Annotated in this window: 1 rRNA gene; it reads left to right on the forward strand. The window is 58.0% G+C overall.

The annotated features are described in order from the left end of the window. A 23S ribosomal RNA gene (locus KGQ19_RS49035) occupies positions 1-255 on the forward strand; the annotation flags it as partial.

A 255-nucleotide genomic window follows, 5' to 3' on the forward strand; every position in this document is an offset into this window, starting at 1 on the left:
CTAAACCGTTTGCGTGTGATACCCGGCAGGGGTTGCGCAGGCGGGGTCGTGGGACTTCTCAGTCAGATCTGCCGGTCTGGCACAGAGTAAGAAACCAGTTGTGTAGTCGAAGGCGATGCGAAAGCGCCGGCATAGTGGGTAAAACCCCCGTAGACGAAACATGACTGGCTCTGGAGGAGTATCCCAAGTAGCACGGGGCCCGAGAAATCCCGTGTGAATCTGGCGGGACCACCCGCTAAGCCTGAATACTCCCTG

Source organism: Catenulispora pinistramenti (genome assembly GCF_018274385.1).
GTDB lineage: Bacteria > Actinomycetota > Actinomycetes > Streptomycetales > Catenulisporaceae > Catenulispora > Catenulispora pinistramenti.